Raw genomic sequence first — 26,307 nt, forward strand, 5'->3', positions numbered from 1 at the left:
TTTTATACCTGCTCGCTCTTGCCGACTTGCGCCACCACGCCAGACTTTTGCGAGACGATGGCGGCCTTGTGCTGCATCCGGTTTTGCATCTGGTCGATAATGACGGCCACAATAATCACGATCCCTTTGATAACCATTTGCCAAAATTCGCTAACCCCCATCATGACCAACCCATCAGCCAGAATGCCGATAACAAATGCACCAATCAGTGTTCCCAGAATGGTACCGCGGCCTCCGGCCAGCGAAGTCCCGCCGAGCACCACGGCGGCAATGGCATTCATCTCAAAGCCACTGCCATTTGCCGGATGGCTCGCCACCAGTTGAGCAGAAACAATGATCCCGGCAATCGCCGCACAGAAGCCGGATATGGTGTACACCCACACTTTGACCTGCCGCACTTTAACGCCAGAAAGTTCGGCAGCGCGTTCGTTATCACCGATGGCATAGACATGGCGACCAAAAGGCAGGCGGCGTGCAACATAGGCAATGACTAATGCCAGAATGAACATGATCCAGATAGCAATCGGCAAGCCTAGCAACGTGCCTGAGCCCAACAGATCAAAGCCGGTATTCCCCAGTTGCGGATTCCCTTGTAAGCCAGGGAAAGTCTCACCACCGGAAATCAGCATTGCCGCGCCGCGCACCACATACATGGTGCCGAGGGTGCAGATGAAAGGCGCGACGTTATAGCGGGTAATTATCCAGCCATTGACCGCACCAATCAGCGCCCCGATAACCAATACCACCGGCACCACCACCCAAACACTTGGGAAGATGGCAATACCAAACATCGGTAAAACAATACCTTGGGTAATCATCCAGCCAGCAATCATGCCGCACAGCCCCAAGGTGGCCCCGATAGACAGGTCAATACCGGCGGTGATAATGACAAAAGTGATGCCTAAGGCGAGGAAAGCATTAATCGCGATATGCTTCACCATAATGATCAGGCTACCGGTCGCCAGAAACCCCGGAACCATCACCGAGAAGAAGCCAAGAATCAGGAACAGGGCAATAAAAGTGCGCATCTTTAGCAGAAGCAGCAGCATGTTTTCCCGTGACCACGACGCTCCACCGGGCTGGTGACTCGCCAACGCAGTGCCAGTTGTTGCTTTCATCATTCAAACCCTTGTGCGCTTGCCGTAACCAATGCCGATTCACTGGCCAACTGACGAGAAACATTCGCCGTCAGTTTGCCGTTCGACATCACCAGAATGCGGTCTGATACCGCCATGATTTCTTTCAGATCTGAGGTGGAAAATAGAATGCCAATTCCCTGTTCAGAGAGTTTCACCATCATTTCAAACACATCAGCTTTTGCGCCGACGTCAATACCCCGAGTCGGCTCATCCAGCAGTAAAATGTTCGGGCTAGTCAGTAATGAGCGGCCAATCACCACTTTTTGCTGATTGCCACCACTGAGTGCCTGAATTTCCACTTCCGGCGAAGAGACTTTGATCGACAAGTCGCCAATAACCGATGCCACCACCTGTGACTCACTCTCCTGCCAGATGGCGAAGCGATGTTTCAGCCGACGCCATAAGCTGGCAATGGTCAGATTGTTAGCCACCGAGGAAGCAGGGAAAATGCCGGTTTTTTTACGGTCTTCCGGCACCAGACTCATGCCAAGACGGATGCGCTCCGCCGTCGAGGTTTTGGCATTAATCGCCGTACCATTAAGCCGAATCGTGCCGAGATAGTTTTGCTGAGTGCCGAGCAGACATTCAAACAACTCGGTGCGCCCCGCCCCCATCAAGCCATAAATACCGACGATTTCACCCGCTCGAACTGCCAGCGAAACCTGATTCACTACGGTATTACCGGATTCATTGATTAAAGTGACGTTATCCACTTCCATCATTGGTGCACCGCAAGTCCGGTCGGGGTGGAGGAAGCTAGAGACCGGATCACTGCCCAACATTTCCCGCACAATCCACGGCACATCAATGTCTTTGACCGCGGCTTCTGCTTGAAAACGCCCATCACGCAGGATGGTGATGTAGTCACCAATCGCCATCAACTCTTCCAGCCGATGGGAAATGTAGACGATGGAAACCCCCTGTCGAGTCAGCTCACGAATCACCCGAAACAGAATATCGACTTCCGTTTTGCTCAGTGCTGAAGTCGGCTCATCGAGAATCAGAATGTCCGCCTGTTCTGCCAATGCCTTGGCAATTTCAATTAACTGCTGCTGACCGACTTTGAGATTTGAGACCATCTCTTTCGGTGAAATGGCCTGATCAAGGCGCGCCATCAGTTGCTCTGCAATCAACTCCTGCGCAGCCTGATTAATAGGTTTCAAACCTTGCTGGATCTCGCGTCCCAGAAAAATATTTTCCGCGACATTGAGATTTTCTGACAGGTTTAGCTCCTGATGCACCATGCCGATACCGAGCGCTGCTGCCTCGCGAGTATTGGCAATGGTTACCGGCTGCTGATTCAGATAGATTTGCCCAGAGGTTTGCTGCTGCACACCGGCCAAAATCTTCATTAGTGTTGATTTTCCAGCACCATTTTCACCAATAATCACATTCACTTTGCCGCGATAAACATTGTAACTGACGGCATCTAACGCCAACGTGCCAGGAAAACGCATGGAAATGTCCTCAGCGCGCATGACGATGTCAGGTCTGTGGTCCATTAGTGGCTCTCCTTATTCAAACTGAGTGGCACCGCATTACTCAGGCTGGTCGGCGTTAATGTCACGGCGGCCAAGACCTCGACTTGTTGCCCGACCCAACTGGCATCAGGTTTTGCTACATCCTGTAGCGCACGTTTACTTAATGCCTTAGAGAGCTGGGCGTACTGCACTTGGTTCTTAAAATCTTCGAAGCGAATAAAGGTTGAGGCATCACGGATAGCATTGCCTTTGACGATCGGCCCCAATTGCAGCACTTGCTCATCACCATCGACTGCGACTCTCATCACCCCTTCCCGCCCTTCTGTTTCTACCGCCACCACTTTGCCACTAAAACGCACAAAACGACTTTGGCTATTCTTTCCTGGTACTGGCTGACTTTGCTGCTGTTTAACCTGTTGCCAACTGACGGCATTACTGTTGGCGAATGGCATCACTTTGCTCACCCAAATGGTGGCGGCGACTTTGTCTGGTGGTTGGTTGTAGTCACTGACTACCGCATTGGGATCAACCGGCAGGATCGGCTTGCCGTTTTCATCCAAATCCACCAAGGTGCAAGCCACCAGCACGGCGCTGATCACCAACAATCCGCCTGCTTTCGATAGGGCACTGAACCACATACTGCCTCCTGTCAGGAGGGGCAGTGACGCCCCTCATTGCCTTTAAACGCGCGTCTAGTGAATCTTATTCAAGGATTTACTCTTTCAGCGCAAAGACATTCAGGTTCTTGGCATTGTTTTCATCAATCAATACACAGTCCATCAGCTGTTTTTCTTCCTGACCGGTAGCACCGGTTTTCAGGTATTTATCAGCTTGAACCACTGCCATCTGAGCTTGGGCCCAACCCGGCTGGAGAACGGTGGCTTTGATATTGCCTTTATTGATGATGGAGTCGCGAACATAGTCACTGCCGTCAAATCCAACCACAATCACATCATTACGCCCGGCGGCTTTTAATGCCGCTTCAGCGCCGAGTGCCATGGTGTCGTTACCGGAAATCACCCCAGTGATATCTGGGTTAGCCTGCAAAATGGACTCCATCCGGTTGAAAGCTTCAGTCTGGCTCCAGTTTGCCGTCTGTTGGGCGACCATTTTCATGTCGCTATGTTCGTCAATGACGTCGTGGTAACCCTGTGAACGAACATGGGCGTTGGTATCAGACTCGCGGCCCAGCAATTCAACATATTTACCTTTGCCTCCCATCAGTACGACGAATTTCTCTGCGCCCAGTTGTGCGCCCTGATAGTTGTTAGAGACGATTTGCGAGACTGCAATACCGGTTTCATTGATTTCACGGTCAATCAGGAAAGTGGGGATCCCCGCCGCTTTGGCTTTTTTCAATGGCCCGATAGTGGCATCAGAACCGGCATTATCCAGAATGATCGCCTTGGCTTTACGGGCGATGGCGGTCTCCAGCAGTTGGTTCTGTTTGTTCACATCATCATCATGAGAAGCAACCAGTACGGTGTATCCCAGTTCCGTCGCTTTGGCCTTAGCGCCTTCAGCCTCAGCTTTAAAGAATGGGTTATCGTGGGACGGGGTGATAATGGCGATCAGGCCGTTACTGGCAGCGCCAGCAACACCCGCCATGGAGATCAATGCTGCGGTAAGACAGGATTTCAGTAGGGTATTTTTCATTATTTTTCTCCGCATTGAATATATATTCACTATTAAATTTATATTCAATCTAATAATACAAACGCCCTTGGCCTTGTCCAATATGAGAGCAAGGAAAGTAGAAGCCGGTCACAAATTAGTCGATGAGGAAGACCATAAAACCGAGCATAACAATCACTATCTTGAAGATAGCCACTGTAAAAACGAATTGATCTCCCCAATGAAATGTATAAAATTTTATACATACATCAAGGAGTGATGAATGATTGGAAAAATAATTGATTGGCTCGTTACAAAGAAGTTATTCATGAGCGGAGAAGAAAAAATGACAGATAAAATTGATACGGCATCACGTCACATGACTACCGCTGAAGATAATATTTTTACTGACTTGGGCTTTTCTGATGCTAAGGCCACTCAACTATTGGCCGAATCAAATGCAGATATTGAACAAGCTTTAGCGATGAAAAAGGCTCTGATGACATCGATCGCAAGCTGGATAAAATCAGAGGGAATACGGCAAGTGGACGCGGCCACATTATTACATGTGTCGCGCCCAAGAGTTTCCGATGTAGTTAATCAAAAAGCGGAGAAATTCACTCTTGATTCATTAATTTGCATGGCGAGCAATATTGGTAAAAAAGTGACACTTATTATTGAGTAAATAACTAAATGATGACGCTAGCGATATAACTTAACCACAGCCGGTGTCACCTGCAATTCATGATGCCAATGGGTCAGCGTTAAGGCCGCTAATTGGGCAACCCCCTGATAAAACGGATGTCCGGCATCAGATTGCAGTAAATCCAGATAGCGGTAAGCCCAAGGTAGTAAGTGTTCAGCCAGTAAATCAGGTAACTTTTCAGGCTGATTTTCGGCCAGCCAGGCCACCATCATCAGTAATAAACCGAATTGATCTTCCGGCTCTTCCGTATCCAGTGTGACTTCCACTTGCTGCTCGGCCATCCAGTTGCGCAGTTTTAGGGTTGAATCGCCAAACAGCACATTTTCTTTATCCAGATATACTGACCCCCAAGGTGGGGCGGGTAAGGCATAAGGGCCAATAAATAGCCGCTGCCAAGCCTCTTCCCGAGTTTCCTGTGCATCCGACTGCGCCAGTAAAGCGGCAATAGGGGCCAGTTGTTCTTCACTCCCATAGGGCCATTGCGCTAGCCATGAACCACTACTTAATTGCGCCACAATATCACTGCATGCCGGACTATCTGGCTCACAATAAAACAGCGCGCCAAGCACTCGGCCAGTGAGCGCAATGTGTTGATAAGCAATATTGTTTTCAACCATTAAATATTATCCTGAATGATATTGGCTTCAGATTAAACCAGCTACTGCGCCAACCCAGAATGGCGAAGCGCAGTAGCCGTTTAGTGAGCACTCTCGATCAAGGCGTTGCGAGCAAAGTCAGTCTGGGCGCGCCCAGCGCACAGCCAGTGGAGTGTACATCAGTACATGACACTGGCGAGCACTGCGCCAACCCAGAATGGCGAAGCGCAGTAGCCGTTTAGTGAGCAATTACCCGCCGACTGCCATACCGACCGTCATATGCAGCCCATAAAATACACCGCGGCCAATCAATTCACCGGCAATAATCAATAGCATGGCAAAGATCATCCCCAGTGTCATTGGTGTGCGACCACGAATTAATGGGCAAATCCAGCATCCTAGCCCCAAGACCAGCAGCACTAACCGCCATACCATCAGCGTGCCGTAATTGGGGATCAACTCTGAAGCCTGTTGTACTGAGCTATATATGGTCGGCAAACTCGCCGCCTGCATAATGACACTGGCAATACTGATAATCAGCGCCAATACACTGATCATCGGCAATTGCAGCATCATGCGCCCATTAGCCTTATCCATATTGATATCAGCCAATTGTAGCAGCAGATAGCCTAACATTGGGCCACCAATAAACACCGTCAATACAAAGCCCAGCGGCGTATAGAGATTATCCCAAGTTGGCACCGTATTAATGGAATAAACCATGCACATAGCATAAACAAATACCACGCCCAAGATCATGGCAATCACCAGCCAGATTTTGCCAAGCATGGCGGGCATTTTATCCAATACCGCCAGTAACCAGTAAAAACCAGCCACCGCAAAGAACGCCGAACCGGCGGCAATCTCATTACTCAGTGCCGATTCCCCAACTCTATTTAATGAGTTGAACGCGCGCATGGGCGAGCCCAAATGCAGTGTCGAGGCGATAAAAGCCAGCGCCATCAGCACCCACAAGACAAACATACTGCGGTGAACCCGCTGTTGCTGTCCGCGATTCAAACCACCGAAAATCAGTGCCAGCCCAAGGACAATAAAGCCCCCGACCACACACTGCCCCAATACCGTAAAGACCATTAGTGGCCATTCATGCCATCCCATGCCCATATTACACCTCCTCCGGATTTGCCAGATGACCGGTGGTATCTCTGACCGGGCGGCTGTTGGCATTAGGTTTCACGACGATATTCGGCAACGTGAAATGTGCTGCCGGCAATGGCGCGACTTCGGCTAAATCACCGTATTTCGCACGCAGTTCATCGATAGGGGCCATATCCAGCGCCCGCAATGGGCAGGATTCGACACAGATCGGTTTTTTACCTGCGGCCACGCGCTCATAGCAACCATCACACTTGGTCATATGCCCTTTTTCGGCATCATATTGCGGCGCACCATACGGGCAAGCCATATGGCAGTATCGGCAACCGATACAAATATCCTCGTTTACCACCACGAAGCCATCGTCTCGTTTATGCATTGCGCCACTCGGACACACCTTAGTACAGGCGGGATCACTACAGTGGTTGCAGGCGATAGACAGATAGTAAGCAAACACATTTTGGTGCCATGCGCCGTTATCTTGTTGCCAATCCCCACCGGCATATTCATAAATGCGCCGGAAACTGACATCGGTTGATAAGTTTTTAAAGTCCTTGCAAGCCAGCTCGCAAGTTTTGCAACCCGTGCAACGGCTGGAGTCGATGTAAAAACCATATTGCGTCATCATTTAGCTCCTTATGCCTTGGTTACTTGAACGAGGTTGGTATGGGATGGATTCCCTTTCGCCAACGGAGACGGTCGCTGAGTGGTCAATACGTTAATACTGCCCGCTCGGTCGATACGTTTTTCATCCGGGCTGTACCACGCCCCCTCACCCAGTGCGACAACTCCCGGCATCATGCGCGGAGTGACTTTAGCGTTAATCTGAACCTCGCCACGGCCATTGAATATCCGCACCATATCGCCATTCTTGATATTGCGTTGCCCGGCATCTATCGGGTTAATCCACATCTCCTGACGACAAGATGCTTTCAGTACATCGACGTTACCGTAAGTTGAGTGGGTTCTGGCTTTATAATGGAATCCGGTAAGTTGCAGCGGATATTTCTGGTTAAGAGGATCGTCGAAGCTTTCAAAACCAGCAGCATAGACCGGCAGTGGGTCGATAACATCGTCTGGTTGTAGCTCCCAAGTGGCAGCAATCTGCGCCAGCTCGGCAGAGTAAATCTCGATTTTGCCCGATGGCGTGCTGAGTGGATTTGCCTCGGGATCGGCGCGAAACTCTTTATAGGCAACATGGTGGCCTTCAGGATCGCGTTTTTTAAAGATACCCTGCTGACGGAACTCCTCGAATGAAGGCAGCTCTGGAATGGCTTGTTGTGATTGCTGGTAAAGGTAGCGCAGCCAACCTTCCTGAGTGCGGCCCTCGGTGAATTGTTGCTCGACACCCATGCGTTTTGCCAGCTCAGTGGTCATCTCATAGATGTTTTTGCATTCAAAGCGCGGTTTGATCACCTGATCGGCAAAGATGACATACGCCATGTTGCCACTAGAAGCATCAAGGCAGAAGTCCATCTGCTCGGAAGCGGTGCAGTCTGGCAAGATAATATCGGCATATTTTGCCGACGACGTCATGTGGTTATCGATGACCACAATCATTTCGCATTTCTTATCATCTTGCAGAATTTCATGGGTGCGGTTGATTTCAGCGTGCTGATTAATTAGGCAGTTGCTGGCGTAGTTCCAGATAAACTTGATTGGCACATCCAGTTTATCTTTGCCACGCACACCATCGCGAGTCGCGGTCATTTCCGGGCCACGCTCAATGGCATCCGTCCACATAAACATGGAAATACTGGTCTTAACCGGGTTTTCCAAGGTCGGCATGCGGACGAATGGTAAATCATAGGAACCTTCACGAGCCCCTGAGTTACCGCCATTAATCCCGACGTTACCTGTCAGAATAGCCAGCATCGCAATGGCACGACTGGTATTTTCACCATTGGAATGGCGCTGCGGCCCCCAACCTTGAGCAATATAAGCCGGTTTGACCGAGCCTATTTCGCGCCCCAGTTTGATGATTTTTGCCGCTGGAATACCGGTAATGGCTTCCGCCCACTGTGGCGTTTTGGCCGTTTTATCTGCCCCTTGGCCTAAAATGTAAGCTTTATAATGACCATTTTTCGGTGCGCCTTCCGGCAAGGTTTTCTCGTCATAACCGACGCAATATTTGTCGAGGAATGGCTGATCCACCAGATTCTCGGTGATCATCACATAAGCCAGCGCCGAGGCGAGCGCGGCATCGGTTCCTGGCCGTAGCGGGATCCATTCATCTTCACGACCTGCTGCGGTATCAGTATAGCGAGGGTCAATCACTATCATCTTGGCATTGGATTTCTCCCGTGCCTGCTCCAGATAATAGGTCACGCCGCCGCCACTCATCCGGGTTTCGCCTGGGTTGTTACCGAACAGCACCACCAACTTACTGTTTTCAATGTCGGATGGGCTATTGCCATCAGCCCAGCCGCCATAGGTGTAATTCAAACCTGCGGCGATTTGTGCGGTACTGTAGTCACCATAATGATTGAGATAACCACCACAACAATTCATCAACCGCGCCAATAAGGTTGAACCCGGTGGCCAAGAGCGAGTTATTGTGCCGCCCAAGGTACCGGTGCCATAGTTCAGATAGATGGCCTCGTTACCGTATTCCTTAATAATGTGCTGCATGCTGGCGGCGATAGTATCAAACGCTTCTTCCCACGAGATGCGCTTGAACTTACCTTCCCCACGCGCGCCAACACGCTTCATCGGATATTTTAACCGGTCTGGGTTATACACCCGGCGGCGCATTGAACGGCCTCGCAGACAAGCACGTACCTGATGCAGGCCGTCGAAATTATCATCGCCAGTGTTGTCGGTTTCGACGTATTTAATTTCGCCATCAACGACATGCATACGTAATGGGCAGCGGCTACCGCAGTTAACGGTACAAGCACTCCATATCACTTTGCCGTCGTTGGCCGGGTTTATTGCAGATTGGACAGCTCGAGCCGCACGGGAGAACGGCAGCGAAAACGCACCGGTGGCGACGGCAAGACCGCCGACCAGTGTCGTTTGGACCAGTTTTCGGCGGGTGACTTCTGCGGTTAACAGTCGGGATTCGTTGGTCTCTTTCATAAGATTCCCACTTGGTTGCATTCCAGAAAATGGAGAACATCCGTCAGGATGACATCCGATTAATTCAAAAAAATGAGTAAATAAGCGGGAGGGAGGGTACTTAATGAGGACCAGTGGCCAGTTACGGCAAATTTTATAATTAGGATAATTAATAACCCGTCCCGCTGATACTATTTTTACCTCTTTTGGGTAGTGCGGGAATTGCTCAGCATCAATAAAGCAATGAGGATTAGGATTTCCTCACCGCTTTATGGTGAATTTGTGATGAATAGCCGTTCTATTCAGCAGGCTTGATGGTATAGCGCCATAATCTCATCAATTGAGGCCTCGCGCGGGTTTCCTCCAGTGCAAACATCGGCAAAAGCTGCCGCGGCCAACGCCGGAATATCATCGGCCTGCATCCCTACGGCACCCAACGAAGATGGAATGCCAATATCGCGGTTCAAAGCAATCACCGCCTCAATAGTTTGCTCGCGTACCTGCTCTAGTGGCGAAGTTTGTGCATTATCCACCCCCATCACCATGGCAATTTGGCGGAAGCGCTCACCGGTATAAGCGGCGTTATAGCGCATGATATAAGGCAGTAAAATGGCATTGGCAACGCCATGAGGCATGTTATAAAACGCCCCCAGCGGATGAGCCATACCATGCACTAACCCAAGGCCCACATTCGAGAATCCCATACCAGCAATATACTGCCCAAGCGCCATATCTTCAGTCGCAGCAGCATCGCCCTTTACCGAGGCGCGCAATGAGCGGCTGATAACTTCGATGGCTTTAAGGTGCAAAGCATCGGTGAGTTCCCAAGCCCCTTTTGTCAGATACCCCTCGATGGCATGAGTCAAAGCATCTACGCCCGTCGCCGCTTTAAGTGCAGCGGGCATGCTGTCCATCATGTCAGCATCAATAAATGCCACCGCCGGAATAGCGTGGGGATCGACACAAACAAACTTGCGCCGCCGTTCTTCATCAGTAATCACATAGTTAATGGTTACTTCTGCCGCAGTACCGGCAGTGGTCGGGATAGCCATTATTGGCACACAAGGTTTGCGGGTATCAGCAACCCCTTCCAGACTGCGGACATCGGCAAATTCAGGATTATTAATAATGATGCCAATGGCTTTACAGGTATCTTGCGGTGAACCGCCACCAAGGGCTATCAGATAATCCGCCCCACTTTGGCGAAAAGCAGCCACCCCTTGTTGCACAATACTGATGGTCGGGTTGGGTTTGACGGCATCAAAAATCGCAAAATCCAGACCCGCCTTTTCCAGGCGGCTAATTAAGCGCGTGGCCACCCCACATTCAAGCAACATTTTGTCTGTCACAACCAAGGCTTTTTGATAGCCACGCCGAGCCACTTCATCGGTCAAAGCATCCAGTGAGCCCCGGCCAAACCATGCCATTTCATTTAAAATCATTCTGTTCATGATTGATTCCTCAAGGTGTTAATCCAGCTGCTTGTGTTTTACTCTTCTACCCGCAAACCGTAGGTTTTGAATTTCTCCAAGACCACGCTGATTTCATCGACGGATAACACCGGAACCTCATCAACAATCGGCAAGATAGCCAGCAGCAATGTGGCTAACACCTCGACTTCGTGGGCTAACCACAGGGCTTTGGCCAGATTTTCTTCACACGCAATCAGGCCGTGATGCTGCAATAACGTCGCCTTACGGTGTTTCATCGCCACAGCCACATGTTCGGAAAGTGCTTTGGTGCCAAAAGTCGCGTAAGGCGCGCAAGGAATATCATTGCCCCCCGCGGCAGCAATCATGTAATGGATGGCAGGAATAGGCCGATTAAGAATCGAAACCGCCGTGCAATGAACCGAGTGGTTATGGACGACCGCATTAGCATCTGGTCGAGTCTGATAAACCGCCTGATGAAAGCGCCACTCACTGGAAGGGATTTTACCGGCTTCATGATGGCCGTCGGCATCAATATAAACAATGTGCGACTCAGTCAGTTTTTCATAGGCAATACCGGATGGCGTGATCAAAAAGCCCTCTTGATAGCGCACACTAACATTGCCAGCAGTCCCCTGATTTAGCCCTAAGCGGGTCATTTCCAGGCAAGTATTAATAATGTCGCGCGCCAATGCTTCTTTTTTCATTTTGTCCTCTCTTAGGATACAAATACCTAAATATAAAAATTCATTAAATAATGGATATAGGCTAATGAACGTTAACGATTGTGAATATGTGAGATATTTTTCTCTTATTTAATTGAAGTAAAAAATCAAGCATACAAAACTGTGATCAGCGTCATGACTATTGATCACTTTATGGTGATTTGAGTTTTATTTATTTTTATCAAATGTCCGTTTGAAAACACAATATGATTAAACGGTCAAATCACTGTCTCCAAAACAAAATATATGTCTATTTATGAAGAATTGACCGTTTGTGCCGGAAATAAAAATATCGGTCATTATGCTTGTGGGTTTGAAACACAATTCATTTCAAACGGTCATGAAATGTTTTTATTTAAAGTGATTATCATCACAAAATATCAGCATTGAGTTATCAATGTGATTCAGCTCATACTTTTTAGTGATTTTTACCTTATAAAGAACAGGACTTAACGCAATGAGGATATTTTAATTTTCACTCCGGCACTCATAGCCGCCAGATAAAATAAAAGTGTCATTCATTAAATAAAAGACTTCCGTCGAATATTACGAATTTCAAGACGAGTAGAATAAGTGCAACATCTGACGAGGGCATCATGGGAAATATTTTAATACAAACAGATAGCAGCAAAATTTCCGCCTCGGTAAGTGACGAGTCGGCAAATAAAAAAAGATATCTGATACCTTTCGCATTGCTGTGCTCACTGTTCTTCCTTTGGGCAGTAGCAAACAACTTGAATGATATTTTATTACCCCAATTTCAGCAGGCGTTTACCCTAACCAACTTTCAAGCCGGACTGATTCAATCCTCTTTCTACTTTGGCTATTTTTTAATCCCGATACCTGCGGGTATCCTGATGAAAAGATTCAGTTATAAAGCGGGGATCATTACCGGATTACTGTTCTACGCCTTTGGGGCTGCTCTGTTCTGGCCTGCCGCTGAGACAATGAATTACACCTTGTTTTTAATCGGTTTATTCATTATCGCTGCGGGTTTAGGTTGCCTGGAAACGGCGGCGAACCCTTTCGTTACTGTGCTCGGGCCTGAAAAAACCGGTCACTTCCGTATCAACCTGGCACAAACATTTAACTCCTTTGGTGCCATCATTGCCGTGGTGTTTGGGCAAAGTTTAATTCTCTCCAATGTCCCTCACCAGACACAGGAAGTATTAGATAAATTGTCAGCTGAAGACTTAAACAGCTACCATCACAGTTTGGTCAAAGCGGTACAATTACCTTATTTAATTATTGTCGCTGTGGTTATCTTTGTTGCGCTATTAATTCTTATCACTCGCTTCCCGGCAATAAAAAGTGAATCCGATGACGCACATAATGGTTCTTTCTTTGCATCATTACCGCGTTTATTAAAAATAACACATTGGCGTTGGGCAGTATTAGCACAATTCTGTTATGTCGGTGCTCAAACAGCTTGCTGGAGTTATTTAATTCGCTACGCCATTGAAGAATTACCTAATGTTACTCCAGGATACGCCGCGAATTATTTAACTGCCACTATGGTTTGTTTTTTCATTGGTCGCTTCAGTGGCACTTGGCTAATTACTCGCTTCGCACCAGAGAAAGTGTTAGCCGCTTACGCATTTATTTCAATGTTGCTATGTATTATCTCTGCCGCCTTTGGTGGGCACTTTGGGCTATTAGCACTGACGCTATGCAGTATGTTTATGTCGATACAGTATCCAACCATATTTTCTTTAGGCATTAAGAATCTCAATCAAGACACTAAATATGGCGCGTCAATTATTGTTATGACCATTGTCGGTGGCGGTATTGTCACGCCGATTATGGGGCTGGTCAGTGACGCAGCAGGGAATATACCAACAGCCGAACTTATTCCGGCATTGTGCTTCGCCATTATCTTTATTTTCGCCAAATTCAAAACATCACCCGTAAATTAATTATGCGGGTTACTGATAAATTAAATTTTGCTATAGAACATAAGGAATAATTATGAAAAAGACAATTCAATTACCTAAAATTGGTATTCGTCCAGTTATCGATGGTCGCAGAATGGGGGTGCGTGAATCACTGGAAGAACAAACCATGAAAATGGCCCGTGCCACTGCACAGTTTCTGCAAGAAGTAGTACGCCATCCTTGTGGAACGCCAGTTGAGTGCGTTATTGCCGACACCTGTATTGCAGGTATGGCCGAGTCTGCCGCTTGTGATGATAAATTCAGTGCACAGAATATTGGGCTGACTATCACCGTGACGCCTTGTTGGTGTTACGGCAGCGAAACCATTGATATGGACCCATTCCGCCCGAAAGCCATTTGGGGCTTCAATGGCACCGAACGTCCAGGAGCCGTTTATCTGGCGGCGGCACTGGCGGCACATAATCAGAAAGGGCTGCCTGCCTTCTCGATTTATGGTCATGACGTGCAAGATGCCAATGACACCAGCATCCCTGCTGATGTGCAGGAAAAACTGCTGCGTTTTACCCGTGCAGGCTTGGCCGTCGCCAGCTTAAAAGGCAAAAGCTACCTCTCGCTCGGTGGCGTATCAATGGGGATCGCAGGCTCCATTGTTGACCATAACTTCTTCGAATCTTGGTTAGGGATGAAAGTGCAGGCGGTGGACATGACCGAACTGCGCCGCCGTATTGACCAAAAAATCTATGATGAGCAAGAGCTGGAACTGGCGCTGTCATGGGCCGATAACAATTTCAAATTCGGGCCGGATAAAAACGCCGAACAGTATCGCCGCACTGCGGAAAGCAGCCGCGCGGTACTGCGTGAAAGTCTGCAAATGGCAATATGTATCCGCGACATGATGCAAGGCAACCCGGCACTGGCGGCCAAAGGTTTTGGCGAAGAAGCATTGGGCTATAACGCCATTGCCGCCGGTTTCCAAGGGCAACGCCACTGGACGGATCAATACCCGAACGGCGATACCGCCGAAGCCCTGCTGAACAGCTCATTCGACTGGAATGGGGTGCGCGAGCCAATGGTTATCGCCACCGAAAATGACAGCTTAAATGGCGTCGCTATGCTGTTTGGCCATACGCTGACCGGAACTGCGCAGATTTTTGCTGATGTTCGCACCTATTGGTCACCAGAAGCGGTGCAGCGCGTGACCGGCCATCAGCTTGAGGGGGTTGCCGAGCACGGCATTATCCACCTGATTAACTCGGGCTCCGCCGCACTGGATGGCACTTGCTGCCAAAATGATGCTCAAGGTAAACCGACCATCAAACCGCACTGGCAAGTGAGCCAGCAAGAAGCCGATGCTTGTCTGGCAGCAACCGAATGGTGCCCGGCGATCCATGAATATTTCCGGGGCGGCGGCTTCTCTTCTCGTTTCCTGACCCGTGGCGGTGTGCCATTTACCATGAGCCGAATCAACCTGATTAAGGGCGTGGGGCCAGTATTGCAAATTGCCGAAGGCTGGAGTGTTGAGTTGCCAAAATCTGTCCATGACACTCTGGATAAACGCACGGATTCAAGCTGGCCAACTACATGGTTTGCACCGCGGCTGACCGGTAAAGGTCCATTCAGTGATGTCTATTCAGTGATGGCAAACTGGGGAGCAAACCACGGTGTGCTGACTATCGGCCATGTGGGGGCAGACCTCATTACGCTGGCATCAATGCTGCGTATTCCGGTTTGTATGCACAACGTGGAGGAAGAGAGTGTCTACCGGCCAACCGCCTGGGGCGCACACGGCATGGATATCGAAGGGCAGGATTACCGTGCCTGCCAGAATTACGGCCCATTATATAAAAAATAATAATCCGTAATTTTTAAACCTATTAGATGGCATGACTCAGGTAGGAGCTCCTTCTTGCCTGAGTCAGATAACCATCCTTGCTGCCAGATGGTAGTTACAGGAGCCTTTATGAAGCGCGATGTGGTCATCGTTTTAGATTGCGGCGCAACCAATATCCGGGCGATTGCAGTCGATCCTCAAGGTGTGGTGGTCGCCAAAGCGGTGCTGCCCAACCATAGCCAGCCCGACCCGGCCAATCCACAATGGCAGCTGTGGCCGCTGGAAGATATTTTGCACAGTTTTGCCCTGTGTTGCCGCCAGCTACTGCCACAAATTCAACAAGATAAAATCCACGCGGTGACAGTGACTACCTTTGGCGTGGATGGCGCTTTAGTCGATGCCAAGGGCAAAATGCTGTACCCGATTATCAGTTGGAAGTGCCCACGTACCGTTGCGGTGATGGAAAACATCGCCAGCTATATGTCGGCCGAAAAACTACAGCAGATATCGGGCATTGGTCAGTTCAGTTTTAACACCTTATATAAGCTGATTTGGTTACAGGAAAACCGGCCAGATTTAGTTGAGCAGGCCCATGCTTGGTTATTTATTTCATCATTGATTAACCACCGCCTCACTGGGGAATTCACCACTGACCGCACCATGGCGGGCACCAGCCAGCTACTGGATGTAAAACGGGAACAATTCAGCCCTACGATTCTGCAAAAGATAGGTATTCAGGCCGATTTATTCCCGCCAATGGTTGCTGCGGGTGACATCATCGGTCAGTTATTACCGGATATCGCTGCGAGCTTGGGGCTACCGGCAGGTTTGCCGGTGATTTCTGCCGGTCACGATACCCAGTTTGCTTTATTTGGTTCTGGAGCTGATTTAGACCAACCGGTGCTGTCATCCGGCACTTGGGAAATTCTGATGGTGCGTACACCACAGGTAAATACCGCTCTGCTGCCCCAGTTTGCCGGTTCCACTTGCGAGCTGGATAGCTGCCCGCGCTTATTCAACCCCGGTTTGCAGTGGTTAGCCTCCGGCGTCTTGGAATGGGTCCGGCAACTGTATTGGCACGATGCTGCCTGTGCCGACGTTTATCGGCGGATGATTAGCGAGGCCGAGGCTATCTCGCCGGGTGCGGATGGGGTACGGATGGATTGCAACTTGCTTGGCAACACGCGCCACAATTTGTCCGGCGGCTGGCAAGGAGTTTCGCTCTCCAGTGGGCGTGGGCACTTTTATCGCTCGGCGTTAGAAGGTCTGGCCTGGCAATTGAAAGATAATCTGGCCGTGCTGGAAAGGATTGGCGAATTCCACACCAAGGAGTTGTTGCTGGTTGGCGGCGGCAGTCGCAATGCCCTGTGGAATCAAATCAAAGCTGACGTGCTCAATCTGCCGGTTAAAGTCATTGATGAAGCCGAAACCACCGTGTTGGGCGCGGCACTATTTGCCTGGCACGCCACAGGCTACTACGCCAGTGCCGAAGAAGCTCGGGCACAAGTTAATTACCACTATCAATATTATCAGCCGGGTGACCAGCAGCCACTTTATCAGGCGCTCACTCACTGCCCTCCCCCGGTAACTGAAGCCATGCCTTTGAAAGGAGAGTGTCATGCTTAAAACTATCTCGCCGTTGCTGTCACCACAATTGCTCAAAACACTGGCAGAAATGGGGCACGGTGATGAAATTATCTTCTCAGATGCCCATTTTCCGGCCCATGCCATCGGTAAAAATGGCGGGCCGCAAGTGATTCATGCCGATGGCTTATCCGTCAGTGCATTACTGGAGGCCACCATTCCACTCTTCGAGCTGGACAGCTACGCGCCACCGCTGGTGATGATGGCAGCCGTTGACGGCGATACACTTGATGCTGCGGTTGAAAAACGTTATTTACACGCCCTGTTTGGGGCTAAAAAAGCACTGCCGGTAGAACGCATTGACCGTTTTGCGTTTTACCAACGCGCCCAACAAGCATTTGCGATCGTCATCACAGGAGAGACTGCCAAATACGGCAATATTCTGCTAAAGAAGGGGGTGACGCCTGTTTTTTAAAGTGACTATCACGTAACCTCACCCCTTTAGCCATGTATTCAGTACTGATATTAATCGGGCATGAGATACATGGCTTTGCTGACGGAGAGGATCATGAAAGCGTCTCGTCACCAGGAAATCCTGCAACACATTAAGCAGCATGAAACGCTGACGACAGCAGATCTGGCCAGCTTACTAGCGGTCAGTCAGGAAACTATTCGCCGTGATCTCAATGAGCTGCAAGCTCAGGGGCTGATCATCCGCCAGCATGGGCGAGCCAAAAGTATTAAACGCGCCACCAAAGATAGCGGCGACCCTTTTACCAAGCGCCTAAAAAGCCACCTTTCCAGTAAAGCCAGTATTGCCGCTCATGCTTTATCATTGATTGACAGTGGGATGGTGATTGCGCTGGATGCCAGTTCCACCTGTTGGTATTTAGCCAAAAAACTGCCGGATATCGATATTACGGTATTTACCAACAGTGTGCGGATTTGTCAGGAACTGGCGAAACATCAAAATATCGAGTTGATCAGCGCTGGCGGCCTGTTGCAACGCAAATATGCATGCTACGTTAACCCGGCCCTGTTCTCACTACTGAAAACTATCGAAATTGACCTGTTTATCTTCTCATGTGAAGGTATTGATACCGACGGTATTCTGTGGGATTCCAACCCGTTTAATGCCGAATTCAAAACCATGCTGCTGAAACGCGCGACCCAGTCCATTTTGCTAATCGACAAAAGTAAAATGTGCCGAACCGGGGAAGTCAAAATCGGTACGCTGGATGACGTCGAACAAGTTATCTCAAATGTGGATACCGAGTCACCGGCAGATGGCGTAGCAACATAATCTACGCCACCAGCAGCTAGCCATTACTGCCCGTAATAGGCTTTAGTGCCATGTTTGCGCAGATAATGTTTATCCAACAGTGTTTGCTGCATATGGCTCACTGAAGGCGCAAGCTGGTGAGTAAACAGGTTCATATATGCAATCTCTTCCAGTACCACGGCATTATGCACGGCATTGTCAGCATTGCTGCCCCAGGCAAACGGGCCGTGACCATTCACTAATACGCCCGGAATTTGCGCCGCACTCAAGGCCAGCTTATCAAAGGTTTCCACAATGACATTACCGGTTTCATATTCATAATCACCGGCAATCTCTGCATCAGTCATCAAACGAGTGCAAGGTACCGGGCCATAGAAATAGTCGGCATGTGTTGTCCCTAATGCCGAGAGCGACTTACCGGCCTGCGCCCAGATAGTGGCATGGCGCGAATGCGTGTGGACAATACCGCCAATCTCGGGAAAGGCGCGGTAGAGCACCAAATGCGTGTCGGTATCTGAAGAAGGCTTTTTATTTCCCTCCACTACCTTACCTGTGGCCAAATCCACCACCACCATGTCATTAACTCTCATCACATCATATTCCACCCCCGAAGGTTTAATCACCACCAGCCCGCGTTGGCGATCAATACCACTGACATTACCCCAGGTAAAAGTGACTAACTTATATTTTGGCAATGCCAAATTAGCGTCAAAAACCCGCTGTTTTAACTGTTCTAACATGATGCCACCTCATGAAATAATAATCGGCACGGCCATTTACTCTCGGAAACACTGCACATAATTTAGATTTGGCTATTTAATAGACATCACTAAGTAAACAACCACATATAAATAATGGTTACCGGCACTTACAGTTATTAATGAAAAATAACGTTAATTAAAAATAGTAATTAACCCACTAAGAACATCAAAACCATTATTTAACGACGAGATTTATATATTCAAAACATAATACCCCGTTGCAAACTAACCTACCCCTATTTATGGCTAAATTAAAGAGGACAAGGAACCACCAAACAAACAGTCAAAAACAATCAATCACATTCGGGCATATTCGGTCATTTAATTTATGCCCGAATTTGTGTTTTCATTACCAGAATTGACCATCCATCACCCGCAGAAGTGCCTTATATGAGATGTTAGTCACAAATAAAATGAAAGTGAAATAAATGAGTGCATAAAAATAGCAATATTCATCACAGTAATTCAGGGTAAAACGGGGCTTAAAGTAATACTTGAATTCAGTCACTGTATAAACAGCAGATAAATACCAATATAGCAGCATGAATGTTATAGGTGCTGTTTGAGATAAACGCAGAGACAAATGTTGAGGTAAACATGTTACAAGCCGAACGCTATAAAATCATTTGTAGCCATGTACAGCAGCAAGGATCGGCGCTGGTGACTGAGTTATCTGTCTTGTGCCAAGTCTCGCAAGAAACTATCCGCCGCGACCTAACGGTGCTGGAGAAAAAGCAAAAACTGATCCGTAGTTTTGGTGGAGCAGTGGCGCTAGATGGCCCTGATCTATCGATCATTGATATCAAAGAGAGCAACTACAGCCTTAATGCTATTGATCGGGCCGAGTCATTCCGTAAGCGTACGGAGGAACATCCTGATATTAAAATGAAAATTGCAAAATCCGCATTACAGTTTATCCATCCGGGAGACTGTATTTTACTGGATAACAGTAGCTCTTGCTGGTTTCTGGCACGGCAAATTCCAGATATTGAAATCACCGTCGTGACTAATTCAGTGAAGATTATTCAGGCGCTGGCTTGCCGTGACAAGGTGCGGATTATTGGCATCGGCGGTGAATACTCAGCGCGCCACGATGACTTCCATGGCCCGGTGGCAGAAAATGCCATTCGCAATTTTCAGATCAATACCTTTTTCTTCTCTTGCCAAGGGATTAATCAAGAGAGTGGCGTTCGCGACGGCAATGATATTAATGCGAAATTAAAGCAAGTGATGCTACAAGTCTCGGGGCAAAAAATATTATTGGCTGACTCCAGTAAATTTGACCAGTACGCATTTTGTAAAATATGTATGTTGGATGAAGTTGATATTCTTATTACTAACCGATTAAGTTCGCAAAATTATCGTAGTGATAATCCTAAATTAAATATCATTGAATCAGATAAATAACAGATTATTCATTGAAATAATAGCGTCAACACCAGAGAAAACAGTCACACAATAAGAATAAGCCAAGCAGATTTTACTTTTTCTTTATATGAGGAAAAGTTGAGTGTCTTGATGCTTACTAATGATTCTTTCAGAGGATTTAATAATGAAAAAGTTACTCTTACCCTGCTTAATAACCACATTAATAGCTTCCCATGCCGCTTGGGCGGATGACAGCAAAGTGCCGCAAAAAGCCAACAAACCTTTCACCATGGGGGTAGTGGTAAAAGTGGGGGGGATTCCCTGGTTCAATGTGATGGAACAAGGCATTAAGGAAGAAGGCCAGGCGCTGGGTGTCAATGCCTGGCAAGTCGGGCCAACCACCGCAGATCCGGCAGAGCAAGTGCGCGCCATTGAAGACTTGATTGCCAAGAAAGTCGATGTCATTGGCGTGGTGCCTAATGATGCCAAAGTCCTGGAACCAGTGCTGAAACGGGCGCAAGAAGCCGGTATTAAAGTCATTACTCACGAATCGCCTGGGCAAATCAATGCCGATTGGGATTTTGAGTTGCTCGATACCCAAACCATGGGTGCTAACCATATGAAAGATATGGCGCAATGCATGGGTGAAGAAGGCAAATATGCCATGTTCGTCGGCAGCCTAACCGTACCATTGGTGAATGAGTGGGCAGATGCCGCCATTGCTTACCAGAAAGCGCATTATCCGAAGATGGTGCTGGTTGAAGACCGTTTCGGCGTTGCGGAGTCAGTGGATGATTCCATGCGTACTGCCAATGACTTGCTCTCTAAACATAAAGATCTAAAAGGCATTATGTCATTCGGCTCACAAGGCCCAATTGGTGCTGGCCGTGCCATTGATAAACGTAAGAAAAATGACACTACCTGCGTATTCGGCACATTTACCCCGGGCCAGGGTATCAAGCTGTTAGAAAAAGGAGCCATTGATGGTGGCTATATTTCTAACCCAATGGTTGCCGGTAAGGTGTTTGTGCAGGTGGCGACGGCCATGATGAACGGCGAGCCGATCAAAGACGGCGTCAAGCTGGGTGATATGGGCGAAATCAAAACTAAGGGGAATACCATCCTCAGTGATAACCCGGAAAAACTGGACATTGAAAACACCAAACGTCTGGTCAAGCTTGGTTTATAAGCAAAACGCTAACTAGCCAGTATCGCCGGGTGCTCACCTGCCCGGCTCTTATTTCGGCCCGTCGTGTTGGGCCGTTTTCCGGGGAACTGCACGATGACTTATATTTCTGATGCTGATAAAGAAGTGCCGCTTATCACGCTAAAAGAGCTATCAAAAAGCTTTGGCGGACATCAGGCACTTAAAAATATCACTCTGACGTTGAATAAAGGCGAAGTGCACTGTCTGGCCGGCGCCAATGGCTGCGGCAAAAGTACGCTAATAAAAACCATCAGTGGGGTCTATGCCCCTGATGATGGTAGTGAAATTATTATCGACGGTAAATCACACCCTCGTTTAACCCCAGATCGCGCCCGCGATTTAGGGGTGCAAGTTATCTATCAAGACTTGTCGCTGTTTCCTAATCTAACCGTGGCGGAAAACATTGCTTTCGAATACAACCTAAAAGGCTATTTTGGTTGGTTCAGCAAAGCCAAAATCAAACAGAAAGCGGGCCAGATTTTACAAGAATTGGCCTTTAGCATTGATCCTAATGCACTGGTGCAGAACCTCCCCATTGCTCAGCGTCAGCAAGTCGCTATCTGCCGCGCTCTGGTCGCTGATGCCCGCCTGGTCATTATGGATGAGCCGACCGCCTCTCTTACCCGCACAGAAGTGAACCAGTTATTGCGCACAGTGAATTACCTGCGCGACAAGAACATTACCGTGGTGTTTGTCAGCCACCGCCTGGATGAAGTGAAAGAAATTTCAGACCGGATCACCGTGATTAGGGATGGCGAGAAAGTGGGAACTTGGCAAGCCTCTGAGCTTTCTGTGGGGCGGATTACCGAGTTAATGACCGGCTTGACCATTACCCATGAGCAGAAATTACCGAATGCTGAGCTGGGCAAGGTGGTATTGCAGTTGGATAAGCTGTGTCGTAAAGGGCAGTTTGAGGATATTTCCTTTAGCTTACATCGCGGTGAAGTCTTAGGGCTATGCGGTTTGCTTGGCTCTGGGCGCACTGAATTGGCCCTAAGTCTGTTTGGTATCACTCGCCCGGATAGTGGCGAAATATCTATTGATGGCCATCCTGTTCATATCAAAAACAATACCCGAGCCATTGATTTGGGTATTGGTTATGTCTCTGAAGATCGCCTGACACTGGGGGCCGTGCTGCCGCAATCGGTCGCCGACAATATGATGCTGTCGATTCTGCAGCGTATCCGCACCCCGCTCTATCTCATTGATGAGGTTAAGAAAGAGGCTTTGGTGCAAGAGTGGGTAAAAGATTTAGACATTAAAGTCACCAATCCTGATAACCCGCTCTCGACCTTATCCGGGGGGAATCAGCAAAAAGTGGTATTGGCGAAATGGATCCTGACCAAACCTAAAGTTTTGATTCTTGACTCCCCCACCGTCGGGGTCGATATCGGTGCAAAAGACAGTATTTATAAGTTGATTCACCGCCTTTCTGGTGTCGGTATCTCGGTATTGCTTATCTCCGATGAGGTACCGGAAGCCTATTACAACTGTGACCGCATCCTGCATATGAAACAGGGGCGCATCGTCAATGAATTAATCCCGAATCAAATTACTGAACAACAGCTTGCGGAGGCCATCAATGCTTAATCTCAGCAAACTCAAACCGCAATCCGTTGAAGGGTGGCTGGCCTGGGTCATCGTCATTATGTTGGCCCTGTTCTCCCTGCTTAGCAGTGAATTTCTCTCCATCCAAAACTTGCTAGATCTGACCGAAAGCTATGCTGTCACCGGCGTTTTTGCCCTCGGTCTGTTCGTGGTGCTGGTCACTGGCGGTATTGATATCTCCTTTGCTGCCGTGGCCTCCGTGGTGCAATACGTGGTGGCATCCTTGCTACTCAATGATGTGATTGCCAGCCCGATATTGTGTCTGGTTATCGCTATCTCCATCGGTGTGCTGCTCGGGTTTGTTAATGCGGTACTGATTTACTACCTGAATATCGTTTCCATCATCATCACCATCAGTATGCAATCGCTGCTGTTTGGCATGCTGATGTGGATAACCAATGGCCACAGTATTTATGACTTACCGGACTGGTGGATAACTCAGCGCTCCATTCTGCCGTTTACCTTTAACGGCGAGAGTTACCAGATTGGTTTGCCATTGGTCATCATGCTCGCCATCGCCCTGCTCACTTGGGTGCTATTGAATAAAACCCACATTGGCCGTCAATTATATGCCGTCGGAGGCAGCCCAGAATCCGCCCGCCGTATCGGTATCCGCGTGTCACTCCTTTATCTGTTTGCCTATGGCTATTTGGGGGCAACAGCAGCAATCGGCGGCATGTTGCAGACCTACCGCATGAGTGAAGTGGTGCCGAGTGCCTTGGTGGGCGGTGAGTTGGATGTTCTGGCCGCAGCAGTCTTAGGCGGAGCCAGCTTGTCCGGCGGACGTGGCTCGGTGGTTGGCACACTGATGGGCGTCTTCCTGATTGGTATCTTGAAAAATGGCCTCAACCTGATCGGCGTTTCCAGTTACTTCGTCAACATTGTGATTGGCATGGTGATCATCGCCGCCATTTGCGTCACCCATTATAAGAAGCGCAAAGAAACTGACGTTGGCTTTGTCTGACAGGGGCATTTATGAAAAAGAATACATTTTTCCATCTCGACGGCACCATCTCCGGCTTGTTGGGTATTTGCTGTCTGGCAACACTGGCTTTCAGTCTGGCAATGCCCGGTCGTTTCTTTACTGAAAATACCTTTTTGAGTATCGCTTTCCAGCTACCGGAACTGGGGCTGCTGACCTTTGCCATGTTCGTCCCGATGCTCAGTGGCGGGCTAAACCTCTCCATCATTGGCACCGCTAACTTGACCGGCCTGTTTATGGCCTGGCTGCTTATCCAATATGTTCCGGCGGATGCCAGTACCACCACACAGCTGATGTGGCTGGTGCTGGCCCTGCTGGGCGCGGCAGTGATTGCCGTCATTATCGGCACCTTGACTGGGCTGATGATCTCCCGCATTGGTGCTCACCCCATTCTGGTAACACTGGGTAGTATGACCATTATTAGCGGTATTGGGGTTTATCTGACGAAAGGGGCGGCACTCAGCGGCATGCCGCCCATCGTGCGCAGCATGGGGTCAGAGGTGGTGATGGGCATTCCTATTCCGATGATTATTTTTATCGTCGCCTCACTCGTCCTGGCACTGTTACTTGGGAAAACACGGCTGGGTAAAACCATCTATATGTGCGGCAGCAATATCAATGCCACTTGGTTCAGCGGCATTCGCACGGATCGGGTGATGATAGCCATCTACTCCATCTCCAGCCTGTTATGTGTGCTGGCGGGCCTGATCATGATGTCGCGCTTTAACTCTGCGCGCATGGGATATGGCGACTCTTATCTATTACTTACCGTACTGGCCATTGTGCTGGGTGGCACCAATCCGTTCGGCGGTGTTGGGAAAGTCAGCCATGTGTTTTGTGCGCTGCTGGTATTACAGGTCATCGCCACCGGCCTAAGCCTCTTGGGTGTCAGTTTGCACTTCAATCTGGCGGTCTGGGGTATCACGCTTATCTTCGCTCTGGCCTTTAAGTTCTTCAAAGAGAAATGGAAATCCAAGCGAGCTATGAGAAATAACCGATTGAAACACTTGAATGCGATTGCAACAGGGAGAGCCAAATGACGCGAATTCATCCTTTGGGAATATATGAAAAAGCACTGCCTGCGGGAATCAGTTGGGTTGAAAAGCTGGCTGTAGCGAAATCCTGTGGCTTTGATTTTGTCGAGATGTCGGTGGATGAAAGCGACCAGCGGCTGGCACGTCTGGAATGGAGCCGCGAGGAGCGAATGGCCGTGATTAATGCTATCCAGCAGACGGGAGTCAGAATCCCCACCTTATGTCTGTCGGCACATCGTCGCTATCCCTTTGGTAGCCGTGACGCCGCCACCCGTGAGCAAGCGCGCACTATCATGTTGCAAGCTATTCGGCTGGCACAAGATCTGGGGATTCGGACCATTCAATTGGCGGGATATGACGTTTATTACGAACCACAAGATAGCGACACCATCAGCCGCTTTGAAGCAGGTATGGCGTGGGCCGCACAACAAGCCGCAGCAGCCCAAGTGATGTGCGCAGTAGAAATCATGGATACCCAGTTTATGAATTCCATCAGTAAGTGGAAAGCTTTGGACCGCAAAATTGGCTCGCCGTGGTTTACCGTATATCCCGACATCGGCAATCTTACTGCATGGGGCAATGAAGTCGATTCCGAGCTGGCAAGTGGTATCGATCGCATTGCCGCCATCCACCTGAAAGACACTTATGCCGTCACCGCCGATTGCCCGGGGCAATTTCGTGATGTGCCATTCGGTGAAGGCTGCGTCGACTTTGTTAATCTGTTTAAGACCTTGCGGCGTCTGAACTATCGCGGCACATTCTTGATAGAGATGTGGACCGAAAAATCAGCCGAGCCTTTGCTAGAAATCATCCATGCCCGCCACTGGATTGAAGACAAAATGCGTCTGGCTGGCTGGGGTAACGATGTTCTGCGAGCGGTACGCTAAG

General features: G+C 48.9%; 23 protein-coding genes. 12 read left to right on the forward strand and 11 right to left on the reverse strand.

Features of this window, described 5'->3' with window-relative positions; genetic code table 11:
• Positions 1–2 precede the first annotated feature (2 nt).
• From FTA96_RS19340 to FTA96_RS19355, 4 genes are all read right to left on the reverse strand, one after another.
• Positions 3–1,118, reverse strand: coding sequence for an ABC transporter permease (locus tag FTA96_RS19340; protein WP_391592634.1), 1,116 nt, complete (start codon positions 1,116–1,118; stop codon positions 3–5).
• Complete coding sequence (locus tag FTA96_RS19345; RefSeq protein WP_050133092.1) at positions 1,118–2,641, reverse strand: sugar ABC transporter ATP-binding protein; 1,524 nt, start codon at positions 2,639–2,641, stop codon at positions 1,118–1,120. The genes FTA96_RS19340 and FTA96_RS19345 overlap by 1 nt, the downstream gene beginning before the upstream one ends.
• Positions 2,641–3,258 carry a DUF2291 family protein gene (locus FTA96_RS19350; protein WP_145574626.1) on the reverse strand — a complete coding sequence of 206 codons (618 nt, stop codon included), beginning with the start codon at positions 3,256–3,258 and terminating at the stop codon, positions 2,641–2,643. The genes FTA96_RS19345 and FTA96_RS19350 overlap by 1 nt, the downstream gene beginning before the upstream one ends.
• Positions 3,259–3,334: 76 nt before the next feature.
• Positions 3,335–4,276 carry a D-ribose ABC transporter substrate-binding protein gene (locus FTA96_RS19355; RefSeq protein ID WP_025379354.1) on the reverse strand — a complete coding sequence of 314 codons (942 nt, stop codon included), beginning with the start codon at positions 4,274–4,276 and terminating at the stop codon, positions 3,335–3,337.
• A 304-nt stretch (positions 4,277–4,580) separates the two neighbouring features.
• Here FTA96_RS19355 and FTA96_RS19360 point away from each other — a divergent pair, with 304 nt between their 5' ends.
• Entirely contained in the window at positions 4,581–4,919 is a 339-nt protein-coding gene (locus tag FTA96_RS19360; RefSeq protein WP_050106615.1) for a helix-turn-helix domain-containing protein, read from the forward strand.
• Positions 4,920–4,936: 17 nt separating this feature from the next.
• On the opposite strand, the gene dmsD is transcribed toward FTA96_RS19360, so the two are convergent.
• The 6 genes from dmsD to FTA96_RS19390 form a co-directional block, all read right to left on the reverse strand.
• Entirely contained in the window at positions 4,937–5,557 is a 621-nt protein-coding gene (gene dmsD / locus FTA96_RS19365; RefSeq protein ID WP_050106394.1) for a Tat proofreading chaperone DmsD, read from the reverse strand.
• A gap of 228 nt (positions 5,558–5,785) precedes the next feature.
• Positions 5,786–6,661, reverse strand: coding sequence for a dimethyl sulfoxide reductase anchor subunit family protein (locus FTA96_RS19370; RefSeq protein WP_050121436.1), 876 nt, complete (start codon positions 6,659–6,661; stop codon positions 5,786–5,788).
• 1 nt (position 6,662) lies between these two features.
• Positions 6,663–7,280, reverse strand: coding sequence for a DMSO/selenate family reductase complex B subunit (locus FTA96_RS19375; protein ID WP_050106396.1), 618 nt, complete (start codon positions 7,278–7,280; stop codon positions 6,663–6,665).
• An 8-nt stretch (positions 7,281–7,288) separates the two neighbouring features.
• On the reverse strand, positions 7,289–9,733 hold the full coding sequence (dmsA, locus tag FTA96_RS19380) for a dimethylsulfoxide reductase subunit A (protein WP_050106397.1): 2,445 nt from the start codon (positions 9,731–9,733) through the stop codon (positions 7,289–7,291).
• A 281-nt stretch (positions 9,734–10,014) separates the two neighbouring features.
• A complete protein-coding gene (gene fucO, locus FTA96_RS19385) occupies positions 10,015–11,166 on the reverse strand; it encodes a lactaldehyde reductase (RefSeq protein ID WP_235895524.1) in 1,152 nt (383 codons plus the stop codon).
• A 35-nt stretch (positions 11,167–11,201) separates the two neighbouring features.
• Positions 11,202–11,849, reverse strand: a complete 648-nt coding sequence (locus FTA96_RS19390; protein WP_050106399.1) for an L-fuculose-phosphate aldolase — start codon at positions 11,847–11,849, stop codon at positions 11,202–11,204.
• 614 nt (positions 11,850–12,463) lie between these two features.
• Here FTA96_RS19390 and fucP point away from each other — a divergent pair.
• The 5 genes from fucP (at position 12,464) to fucR (ending at position 18,480) form a co-directional block, all read left to right on the forward strand.
• Positions 12,464–13,783, forward strand: coding sequence for an L-fucose:H+ symporter permease (gene fucP, locus FTA96_RS19395; protein WP_050133100.1), 1,320 nt, complete (start codon positions 12,464–12,466; stop codon positions 13,781–13,783).
• 52 nt (positions 13,784–13,835) lie between these two features.
• Positions 13,836–15,614, forward strand: coding sequence for an L-fucose isomerase (gene fucI / locus FTA96_RS19400; RefSeq protein WP_145574632.1), 1,779 nt, complete (start codon positions 13,836–13,838; stop codon positions 15,612–15,614).
• A 108-nt stretch (positions 15,615–15,722) separates the two neighbouring features.
• The gene (gene fucK, locus FTA96_RS19405) at positions 15,723–17,219 is read left to right on the forward strand and encodes an L-fuculokinase (protein ID WP_145574635.1); all 1,497 of its coding nucleotides are present in this window, start codon (positions 15,723–15,725) and stop codon (positions 17,217–17,219) included.
• Positions 17,212–17,652: an L-fucose mutarotase gene (gene fucU, locus FTA96_RS19410; RefSeq protein ID WP_145574639.1), complete on the forward strand. Its 441-nt coding sequence runs from the start codon at positions 17,212–17,214 to the stop codon at positions 17,650–17,652. The genes fucK and fucU overlap by 8 nt, the downstream gene beginning before the upstream one ends.
• A 93-nt stretch (positions 17,653–17,745) precedes the next feature.
• Positions 17,746–18,480 carry an L-fucose operon activator gene (gene fucR / locus FTA96_RS19415; RefSeq protein WP_050106404.1) on the forward strand — a complete coding sequence of 245 codons (735 nt, stop codon included), beginning with the start codon at positions 17,746–17,748 and terminating at the stop codon, positions 18,478–18,480.
• 23 nt (positions 18,481–18,503) lie between these two features.
• Here fucR and FTA96_RS19420 read toward each other — a convergent pair whose 3' ends face one another.
• Positions 18,504–19,199, reverse strand: a complete 696-nt coding sequence (locus FTA96_RS19420) for an L-ribulose-5-phosphate 4-epimerase (RefSeq protein WP_145574642.1) — start codon at positions 19,197–19,199, stop codon at positions 18,504–18,506.
• Between the two features lie 618 nt (positions 19,200–19,817).
• Here FTA96_RS19420 and FTA96_RS19425 point away from each other — a divergent pair.
• The 6 genes from FTA96_RS19425 to FTA96_RS19450 all read left to right on the forward strand — a co-directional run bounded on the left by FTA96_RS19425 (position 19,818) and on the right by FTA96_RS19450 (position 26,306).
• A complete protein-coding gene (locus FTA96_RS19425; protein ID WP_050145682.1) occupies positions 19,818–20,627 on the forward strand; it encodes a DeoR/GlpR family DNA-binding transcription regulator in 810 nt (269 codons plus the stop codon).
• Positions 20,628–20,772: 145 nt separating this feature from the next.
• Positions 20,773–21,777 carry a substrate-binding domain-containing protein gene (locus tag FTA96_RS19430; RefSeq protein WP_050145681.1) on the forward strand — a complete coding sequence of 335 codons (1,005 nt, stop codon included), beginning with the start codon at positions 20,773–20,775 and terminating at the stop codon, positions 21,775–21,777.
• 93 nt (positions 21,778–21,870) lie between these two features.
• Positions 21,871–23,385: a sugar ABC transporter ATP-binding protein gene (locus FTA96_RS19435; RefSeq protein WP_145574645.1), complete on the forward strand. Its 1,515-nt coding sequence runs from the start codon at positions 21,871–21,873 to the stop codon at positions 23,383–23,385.
• Positions 23,378–24,367 (forward strand): ABC transporter permease, encoded by a 990-nt coding sequence (locus FTA96_RS19440; protein WP_050145677.1) that lies wholly within the window; start codon positions 23,378–23,380, stop codon positions 24,365–24,367. Before FTA96_RS19435 ends, FTA96_RS19440 begins: the two co-directional genes overlap by 8 nt.
• A gap of 11 nt (positions 24,368–24,378) precedes the next feature.
• On the forward strand, positions 24,379–25,425 hold the full coding sequence (locus FTA96_RS19445; RefSeq protein WP_050145675.1) for an ABC transporter permease: 1,047 nt from the start codon (positions 24,379–24,381) through the stop codon (positions 25,423–25,425).
• A complete protein-coding gene (locus FTA96_RS19450) occupies positions 25,422–26,306 on the forward strand; it encodes an L-ribulose-5-phosphate 3-epimerase (RefSeq protein WP_050145672.1) in 885 nt (294 codons plus the stop codon). Before FTA96_RS19445 ends, FTA96_RS19450 begins: the two co-directional genes overlap by 4 nt.
• Position 26,307 lies beyond the last annotated feature (1 nt).

It is taken from the genome of Yersinia alsatica (assembly GCF_902170305.1).
Taxonomy (GTDB): Bacteria; Pseudomonadota; Gammaproteobacteria; order Enterobacterales; family Enterobacteriaceae; genus Yersinia; species Yersinia alsatica.